Raw genomic sequence first — 9,836 nt, forward strand, 5'->3', positions numbered from 1 at the left:
TTTAAACCTTTATTTTGAAGTCTATCTATGATTTTTAACTAATAGTTTGGCATAACAGGTACTGAAGAACCAAATTTTTAGAGGTAACTAGCTTTTGTTTTGTGAATAAATACGCTCAAATAGTTTATTTGTAATACCTATCATAGGAAACATTATTATCGCATAGGGAATAAATGATTGAGTAATATTTTCAGTTGATGTTGTATCATCGAACATCAAAGTAATAAAAACTCCTAGACCAACTAGAATTCCACAGATAATACCAGAGTAAACATATCTTGGTAAAAGGGTCTTAATATTTATCTCTTTCTGATTGATGAATTTATCAAAAGCATCTTCAAGAGTACATTGAATTAATCCACCGAATAATCCAGCAAGAGCAGTGAATAATATACTCCTATCTACTTCTGTTAGCTGAGAGAAAAAAGATATTCCTTCGTTCATCACTCAAAATGTTTTATTCTTATGATTAACTCTTGAGTACTCGATATTTGATTATGACATACTTGATTTGTATACATTAGTTCCCAGAGGTCGCCAGATATATTCAATGTTTGGCTGTTGATTAATTTTGTTTATGGACATCTCACCTGGGACAAAACCATGCTTGGTATAAAAACAACAAGCTTTTTTATTAGTTTGTAAGGCCGTGAGTTTAAGACCTTGGGGACAAATTGTTTTAGCTTTATTGAGTAAAAGTGTACCAATACCTTTATTTTGAAAGATTGGATCTACAAAGATTTGGTTTAACTCACCTGTGTTCTTGCTGTTGTCAGTTCTAAATACTACGATAAATCCCACTACCTGATATTTAACATCTGCGACCCAAACTTCACCTCTGCATACAAGTTCATCACGAAATCGCTTTTCCCATAGACGGTAAGGCTGTGGATGTTGAATATCTGGGAATGAAGAATGCCAAGTTTTGTACCAAAGTTGAACTACTTTGCTCAAATCTTGCGATTTATAAATTCTAATTATTGCTTTCATCTGTCGAAGATTTGGGGTATTGGAAATAGAAATTTATAAATACCTAAGTCATAAATTTTGAATATATAAAAAATCTTGTATTACAGCAGCAATAGGAATCTTGTGTGAATTTCATGTGGCGGTTACCGATCCCTTCCCTAGTATTTGACAAGTTTTACTCAGCTTTGATCGACAATCTAATTCCCAACAGAATTAATACCGACCTAAAACAAGGAATAAGTGTTTTAGGTCGGTAGACACCCTGATGACTAAAAATAATATTCCCCCATACAAGTCTAAGTTGACCACCAAAGATTAAAGTTTTAAGCATAAAAGTTAATTTATTGATGGCTACCGATTGAAAGCAAACACATCGAGGCTTTGCATAACATTACTTTGCAAGATTTTTGAAATCAAGCTATTAACACAGCTCCATCTTGCTTATAATTTAAGAAAAGAAAAATAACTAACTTAAGAAAATTTGGTTGCGAGCAACAAATCAATAGACCCAAAAACAACAACTTCGAAATTTATCAATTTATGCTTCTGCAATTATGTCCTTGTAAGAACTTACTGCTTGAAAACTTTTTCCACTTTTATCAGAAAATTTAGTGAATAGCTGCGGTTGATATAGTGTTGCTAGTTTAGGAGTTATTTAACGAGATTTCAACTAAAAAAATCTCAATCAGGGGTAATCCACCTAGTGCTTAAATAGCTATATTATGATATATGAATTACTTCAATCATTTGCAGAGCATCTCCGACTGCTCTCATTTTTTTCTTGAATGAATTGTTAAAAGTAAGGGAATTGCAGCTTGGAAGGCGAACCACATCCTATACCTATTATTTGCCCTAGATTTTATTGAGCTTTGAGGTGATCGTTAAATTGCTATTGCGAATAGCCTGCGACTTCCTTAAAGCTCCAATGTACGTTCCATTGAATTACCTCCGTTGTATTCAATACCCATTACTGTGTAGCTTGATATGGGGCAACAGAAATCAAGACGAAAGCGTGGTGTTATCCTTACCACCAAAGGTTTAAATAAATTCTTTGAAGCAAGAGAATCGCAAGAAGTTGAGAAAAATTATGGATATCGATATACATTAGAGGAATTAAGCGATCGCACAGGCTTGGTTCCAATGACAATAACCAAGGTTTTGAATTGTAAAGCAGGAGTTGACAAACAAACGCTCTTGCAACTTTTTCAAGCTTTTGGTTTGGAATTAAGAAAAAGCGATTATACGTTTCCAACTCCAGCATTGATAAAAAGTCAATCAGAGACACTCCCACAAACTGATTGGGGAGATGCGATTGATGTATCAGTTTTTTATGGACGTGAAGACGAGCTTAAAAATTTACAAGATTGGATTGTGAAAGATTGCTCTCGCTTTGTAGGGATTTATGGAATTGGTGGAATCGGTAAAACAGCTCTTTCAGTCAAGTTAGCTCAACGAATTCAAGAAAAATTTGAATTTGTTATTTGGCGTAGTATTCGCAATTGTCCTTCAGTTGAAGAAATTATTGGCAATTCCATCCAGTTTTTTGCTGGTGATAAAACAATAAATTTACCAGAATCTTTGTTTAATAGGTTATCCTTATTTCTTCATTATCTAAAAGCTCATCGCTGTTTACTAATACTCGATGGCATAGAAACAATTTTTCAAGGTGGGGAGCCTGTAGGACAATATCGGGAAGGATACGAAGGTTACAGCGAGTTATTTAAATTGGTAGGAGAAACTTCTCATCAAAGCTGTTTGCTGATGACATCTCGGGAAAAACCCAAGGAGATTATCTCTTTAGGTGGTGCTAGTTTACCGGTGAGGTCTTTACAAATTGTAGGTTTAAAAGCAGCAGATGTGAAAGCCATTTTGAATTCCAAGGGAATATTTAATATTAGCGATACCGAATGCTTGCGACTAATTCAGTCCTATGGGGGGAATCCCCAAGCATTAAAGATAGTTGCAACATCAATTCAAGATTTATTCGCTGGCAATATTTCTGAGTTTTTTGCTCAAAATATAACTGTGTTTGGTGACATTCAGGAGTTATTAGACCAACAATTTAATCGATTATCACTTTTAGAACAGGAAATTATGTACTGGTTAGCAATGAATCAAAAACCAGTCAAACTCAATCAATTTAGTCAAAATATTACTTCTCCTGAAAAACTACCCCAAGTATTGGGAGCAGTGGAATCTTTGAGACGGCGATCGCTATTGGAGAATAATGCTGGTTTCTTCAGTCTGAAATCAGTAGTCAGGGAGTATGTAAATCAAAAAAGATTGGTTGAGGGAGTTTTTAAGGAAGAAAATGAGTTGGTAATTGGTATAATACGCCCGCACTGCTAACGGAGTGAGTGGTAATTGGGGTACCCGCCCGCACGCACTGCTTTCGCAGTGAATGGGGATTGGGGATTAGCAACTGGGGACTGGGGATTATTTACTTCTGAATCCTGACTCCTGATACCAAATCCGATTTTTAAAACCCCTTTATATTTTTTTGGGATTTCCCCCCATACTCCCCATACTCCCCACACTTCCCTCTCTCATTCTAAAAGGGGTAATTAACCCGGATTTAGTATGAATTCTGACTCCTGACTCCTGACTTCTGACTTCTGACTTGCGCCGTTATGTGTGTTTGACAAATTAAAAACATAGAGACGCACTATGTACGTCTCCAGTTGGTAAAGTAATTTTGTTTTTGTTTTGTTTTTGCGCTTTTCGTGGGGAAAAATCACTCTTTATCCAAGCGCAATACAGCCATGAATGCTTCCTGTGGTACATCTACAGTACCTACAGACTTCATTCGCTTTTTACCTTTGGCTTGTTTTTGCAAAAGTTTCTTCTTACGGCTAATATCACCGCCATAACATTTGGCTAGAACGTCTTTGCGTAATGCGGGAATATGTTCGCTGGCGATAACTTTACTACCAATAGCTGCTTGGATTGGAACTTTAAATTGATGACGGGGTATTAATTCTTTAAGTTTTTCCGCCATCGAACGTCCGACACCGTAAGCTTTATCCCGGTGGACAATCATTGCTAAAGAATCTACTGGATCGCCATTAATCATTATGTCCAGTTTCACTAGGGGGTTTTCACGGTATCCAATTAGATGGTATTCCATACTGGCATATCCGCGAGAACGAGATTTCATTTGGTCAAAAAAGTCGGTGACAACTTCTGCCAGAGGTAACTCATAGGTAAGTGTTGTCCTCCCCTGGGTGAGATATTTCATGTCTTTAAAGATACCTCTTCTTCCTTGTCCTAGCTCCATCAGAGTACCGACATAATTTTCCGGAGCAATCATTTCTACTTGGACGTAGGGCTCCTCAATTTTTTGCCGTTCGTTAGGAGAAGGTAAGTGACTGGGGTTATCAATAAATACTTCTTCACCTTTGATCGTAGTTACTTTATACACCACAGATGGGGCGGTAATAATCAAATCCAGATTATATTCTCGTTCGAGGCGTTCCTGGACGATTTCCATATGTAGCAGACCTAAGAAACCGCAACGGAAACCAAAACCCATGGCGCTGGAAGTCTCTGGCTCGAATTGCAAAGCAGCATCATTAAGTTTTAGTTTGTCTAAAGCTTCCCGTAAATCCTTAAACTGATCGGCATCGATGGGAAACATCCCACAAAATACCATTGGGTTAGCTTCAGCATATCCAGGTAAAGGTTCTGCTGCTTTATTTTTGGCTAAAGTGATTGTATCGCCGACCCGAGCATCTTCCACAGCTTTAATGGCAGCACTAAGATAACCAACTTCCCCTGCATGTAATTCATCTACCGGCTTTTGGTTTGGTGAAAGCACCCCAATTTCATCTATTTCGTATTCCTTACCAGAAGCCATTAAGTAAATGCGATCGCCTTTTTTCAGGGTTCCATCCATGACCCGGAAATAAACGATTACTCCCCGATAAGTGTCATAGTAGCTATCAAAAATTAATGCTCTTAGCTTTTCCTCAGTATTATCTTTTGGTGGTGGTACCCGTTCGACGATTGCTTCCAGAATTTCATCAACACCAATACCTTCTTTCGCCGAAGCCAAAATTGCACCGCTACAGTCTAAACCAATGATTTCTTCGATTTCTGCCGCAACTCGATCTGGCTCAGCCCCGGGTAAATCAATTTTATTTAGAACTGGAATAATTTCTAAATCATTTTCAATTGCCAAATAAACATTGGCTAGGGTCTGGGCTTCTACACCTTGGGAAGCATCAACCACAAGAAGTGCGCCTTCACAAGCCACAAGACTGCGGGACACTTCATAGGAAAAATCGACGTGACCGGGAGTATCAATTAAATTTAATACGTAATTTTGACCATCTTTAGCTGTGTAATTCATCCGGGCAGCTTGCAGCTTGATAGTAATGCCGCGCTCCCGTTCCAAATCCATATTATCGAGAAATTGTTCCTTCATTTGCCGGCTTTCTACGGTGTTCGTCATTTGTAGTAAGCGGTCAGCAAGGGTTGATTTCCCGTGATCTATGTGAGCAATAATACAAAAATTCCGAATGCGAACTGCGGGAACGTCAGTCATATACTTTGTTTGCTTGAGCAGCGACCAAGATTGATAAGTTACTTAATGTATTTTAATGCTTTCTTACGTTAGATGGGGATTTGATATTGGGTATTAGATATAGAAGGGAAGATAGCAGAATTGAAGATAAAAGACAAAGATATATTGCATGTCTATTTATCTGTTCTAAGATTCATGTGTTAGGAGCGTAAAATAAACTTGAATAATACAATATATAGATTGGTTTGGCGATATGCCCTTCACTAAAAGGTGTATTAGCTGGATGTGGTCGGTAACAACTGACGTTCGCGATTAATTTCAATAGGAAATTACAAATCTGAAAGTACACACTAAAGAGTAGATATACCAATGGATAGGAACGAACAAGCTTCCAATACAGAATCAAAGCGTAAAGAAAAAGTCGAAATTGCAATTCAGATCGATCCGGAATTAGTTGACCAAATCCAACATTTAACCAGCAACCCTTCAAAAGTTATTGAGGTCGCAATCCGTCAATGGTTAAGAGGTGAAACCCCAAGAGATGATGAATTAACTCGTACTCCCTATCGTACACCCCTACCACCTAGAGGTGACTGGAACGACTAACCCAAATAAGAAATATCTATTAATAAATAATTGATGCAATGTAGTATTTGGTATATTCAAAGCTACATTTATCATAAAACTCTATAGATCCCGCTAGATGCATCAATAATTTATGTCAAACTTGATGCAGTAATTCGCCCAACCTGTTTGAGCTACTATTTCTCTATCTAACTCGTATCATGAGTATCAGTGCTAATTCCCCAGTAACAAATTTAATGCCAGAAAAACAAGGGTCGGAAAATCCAAGTATTTCATTGGCTAACTTAGGTGCAGAGTTGGCGTTTTTACAAACTGGAGCGGGGGATTACTTAGATTTTTACTGGGAACAAAGTAAGGAATTGGGGATTAATTTATTAGATTTAGTTCATAGTGAAAATGAAGAAGTAAATTTTACTCCCGTAGATAAAGATGCTTACTTATTCCTGTTGCAGCAGATATTAACAAATTTAGTCCCGCAGAAGTGCCAATGTTGGTTTCATTGTTGCGGAATTTTATTAGAGTTGGAATTGACAATTACTCCGATTTTGCCGCCTTTGGGTCGCGATGCGACAACACTTTTGGTTATGGGTCGAGTATTGCAAACCCTATCTCGCGATCAAGATAATGGAAATGCAAGTAATATTTTTACTCCCCTGCAGGTAGGTAAAGATAGAAATTTAGGGCTGCAACAATATCAGAAATTAGTCAATCAAATTACCAGAAATGTCCGGCGAACCTTAAATATAGATATTATTTGGCAACAAACTGTTGACGATCTTGGTAAATCTTTGGGGTTAGAGCGTTGTATTATTTGCCCTTATCAACCTTCTGATAATAAATTGAAGGCGATCGCCGAATATCGTCAACCAAATATTAAGTCAATATTGGGTCTGGAAATTGACTTAGCTTCCGAATCTATATTTACCCAAGCTTTGACAACTTTGGAACCCATTTTTCAATTAGGTACGGGCAATTCTATTTTTGAACAAAAACAAGTTTTGGTGGTTGCAACTTGTCATCAAGACGAACCAAATGGGTTAATTGCTGCGACTTTGAGTGATGAATCTTACATTCCTACAACTGCAGAACTGGTATTTGTTAAGGACTTAGCCGATCAATTGGGAACTGCGATCGCCCATGCGATTCTGTACCAAGAATTATCCATCGCCCGTCAAGAAGCTGAAGACGCTTCCCACCTCAAAAGTGAGTTTCTTGCTAATGTATCCCATGAGATTCGCACGCCACTTAATGGCATGATTGGATTCTTGAAGTTAATTTTAGATGGGATGGCAGACGATCCAGAAGAACAAAGACAGTTTCTCCTGGAAGCTCATAAGTCGTCTTTACACTTACTGGATGTAATTAATGACATTTTAGATTTTGCCAGGATAGAAGCTGGCAAGATGGAAATAGAATTGCGTTCCGTCAAACTAGACGAACTCTTCAATGACGTTGAAAGTTTCATGCGCATGCAAGCCGAACAAAAAAACCTCAGCTTCCAGATCCAAATGCCTGAAACTTCAGATGAGGTCATGGTTTATGGTGATTATCAACGCCTCAAGCAAGTAATGTTAAATCTGGTAGGTAATGCAATCAAGTTTACCCATGAAGGTGGTATTACCATTAGTGCTGATGTTGTATTGAAAAAAATTATCTTTGACGACCAACAATTTCCCGGAATTGTGAGGTTAAGGGTCGCAGATACTGGTATTGGTGTATCTCTGGATAAACAGGATAAATTATTTCAATTATTTTCCCAGGTTGATGGATCCAGAACGCGACAGTATGGCGGTACGGGTTTAGGATTAGTAATATCCCAGAAGTTAGTAGAAACCATGGGTGGAGAAGTTCATTTTTACAGTCTGGGTGAAGGATTGGGTTCAACTGTAACTTTCTCTGTTCCCCTGTACCAACAACCCGTCATGGTTTCATCCAGTGAGGGAGAGTAGGGATTAGGAATTAGCGACTGGCGACTGGGAGAATTGATATATATTTTTATCTGTTAATTAAGCCTTATTTTCAATTTCCGATCTGGCTAAGCAAAAGCAGGTATGAAAGTTTCAGAAAGTGCGGGAAGTGATTTACCCGGCTACAAATCCCGTGCAAAATTTCGTTTAACTCCAATCCCCACCCCTAATCGCCAATCGCCAATAAACTAAACTTAAAAAAGTAAACTTAAAAGTGGTTATATGACAACTCAAATAACAGCCCGCGAGTTATTTCAAACCGCTTACGAAAGTCGTTACACTTGGAATGAAAAGTTTCCCGGCTATAGTGCGGATGTGAAATTAATGCAAGGTGCAGAGGTTTGTACTGGAAAAATTCGCATCAACCGCGATCTAACAGTAGAAGTCACGGAAGTACCTAACGAAGAGGTCAAAGCTGGGATATATACACAATTACGCGATCTTGTTAATCATCGTCAACCAACTTCTTTTGAAAAGTCTTACGGTCAGTATGAGTTTAGTCTCGGTCAAACAGATGATGATGGTACTGTAGAAATTTGTGTTAGTGATGATTCTACAAGTTCTGCTTACAAAATCCGTAACAATGAAGTTGTCTGCGTGACTCGAGTCATGGGAAAGACAGTTTTTGTCATCGACACCCACAAGAGTTTAGATACTGGTTGTGGGTATGTTGCGACTAACTACAGTGCTATTTTTCGTGACAGTAAAACCGATGAAATTAAAAGCGTACTAAAATTTGAAGATACCTACGAAAAAATTGGTGACTATTACTTAATGACTAAGCAGGTAATTACAGAAGATATTGCCGGTGAAGAACATGCTACTGAGTTTAGTTACCCTAATATCAAATTAATGGAAGCTGCATCTGTTTAATCATAGATGATTCAAAATAACAAACATAAACACAACTAACTGCAACTAACTACCCATAAATGACGATTAAGCTGCTATTGTCGTCTAGGATCTAGATAACAAAACTTAAAGTCGTTCGCCATATGGCGTGGATTTTTTTCTTATTTACAAGAGGTCTAAAATTATGGAACTGACAACACAAAACGTGGAAACTGTTTTAGATGAAATGCGCCCTTACTTGATGTCTGATGGCGGAAATGTCGAACTAGTGGAACTGGATGGTCCAATTGTTAAATTACGTTTGCAAGGTGCTTGTGGTTCCTGTCCTAGTTCTGCTATGACCTTGAGAATGGGAATTGAACGCCGTTTGAGAGAAATGATTCCAGAAATTGCCGAAGTCGAGCAAGTAATTTAGGGACTGGGGAACAGCTATTAGGGATTAGCTTTAGCGCTAAGCGCAGCGCACCATACCGTACTGTATGTATTGCGTGGCGTTAGTCATATGGGTTTTATCTTCTCGAGCGGAACTCCCAAATTGCTAGTTTTCAATATCTACTTAGTACGACATTAAACTTAAAAATGGCACTACCGATCCCAATAGTAGTGCCATTTTTTTGATTAATTTCTTTTCACGCCTTATTTCTACTCATTAAGCACAGCCCAAACAGCAAAAATTGAGTGGTATGCGGTTTCCGTTGATTTATTCTAATTTCATGAATTAATTTTGCTTTTTTATACTTCATAAATAAATGCAAAGAGTTGATAAAAATAAAGGAAAAATATTGATTAAATATGAAGATTTACCCTGTATTAAATAAATTAGAATGCCCAGCTACATAATTCTAAAAAATATTTCAGTAATTCCTGTATATTTACCATCCGGAGACTTTGAGAAAAAGTTATATTATTGCAAAGATACGGTAATACTACTAGATTTA

8 protein-coding genes are annotated in these 9,836 nt (G+C 37.7%); 5 read left to right on the plus strand and 3 right to left on the minus strand.

Features of this window, described 5'->3' with window-relative positions:
* Window positions 1–87 precede the first annotated feature (87 nt).
* On the minus strand, window positions 88–444 hold the full coding sequence (locus QNJ50_RS27465; protein ID WP_300642031.1) for a hypothetical protein: 357 nt from the start codon (window positions 442–444) through the stop codon (window positions 88–90).
* Window positions 445–495: 51 nt separating this feature from the next.
* Window positions 496–990, minus strand: coding sequence for a GNAT family N-acetyltransferase (locus QNJ50_RS27470; RefSeq protein WP_300642034.1), 495 nt, complete (start codon window positions 988–990; stop codon window positions 496–498).
* A 963-nt stretch (window positions 991–1,953) separates the two neighbouring features.
* On the opposite strand from QNJ50_RS27470, the gene QNJ50_RS27475 reads away from it, so the two are divergent.
* Entirely contained in the window at window positions 1,954–3,318 is a 1,365-nt protein-coding gene (locus tag QNJ50_RS27475; RefSeq protein ID WP_300642037.1) for an NB-ARC domain-containing protein, read from the plus strand.
* Between the two features lie 385 nt (window positions 3,319–3,703).
* On the opposite strand, the gene lepA is transcribed toward QNJ50_RS27475, so the two are convergent.
* Window positions 3,704–5,515: a translation elongation factor 4 gene (gene lepA, locus QNJ50_RS27480; protein ID WP_300642040.1), complete on the minus strand. Its 1,812-nt coding sequence runs from the start codon at window positions 5,513–5,515 to the stop codon at window positions 3,704–3,706.
* Window positions 5,516–5,863: 348 nt separating this feature from the next.
* Here lepA and QNJ50_RS27485 point away from each other — a divergent pair, with 348 nt between their 5' ends.
* From QNJ50_RS27485 to QNJ50_RS27500, 4 genes are all read left to right on the plus strand, one after another.
* On the plus strand, window positions 5,864–6,100 hold the full coding sequence (locus QNJ50_RS27485; RefSeq protein WP_300642043.1) for a hypothetical protein: 237 nt from the start codon (window positions 5,864–5,866) through the stop codon (window positions 6,098–6,100).
* A gap of 179 nt (window positions 6,101–6,279) precedes the next feature.
* Entirely contained in the window at window positions 6,280–8,028 is a 1,749-nt protein-coding gene (locus QNJ50_RS27490; protein WP_300642046.1) for an ATP-binding protein, read from the plus strand.
* Window positions 8,029–8,268: 240 nt separating this feature from the next.
* Complete coding sequence (locus QNJ50_RS27495) at window positions 8,269–8,919, plus strand: DUF3386 domain-containing protein (protein ID WP_300642049.1); 651 nt, start codon at window positions 8,269–8,271, stop codon at window positions 8,917–8,919.
* Window positions 8,920–9,082: 163 nt separating this feature from the next.
* On the plus strand, window positions 9,083–9,313 hold the full coding sequence (locus QNJ50_RS27500) for a NifU family protein (protein ID WP_300642051.1): 231 nt from the start codon (window positions 9,083–9,085) through the stop codon (window positions 9,311–9,313).
* Window positions 9,314–9,836: the final 523 nt, after the last annotated feature.

The sequence above is a fragment of the Mastigocoleus sp. MO_188.B34 genome, assembly GCF_030065675.1.
Lineage (GTDB): Bacteria > Cyanobacteriota > Cyanobacteriia > Cyanobacteriales > Nostocaceae > Mastigocoleus.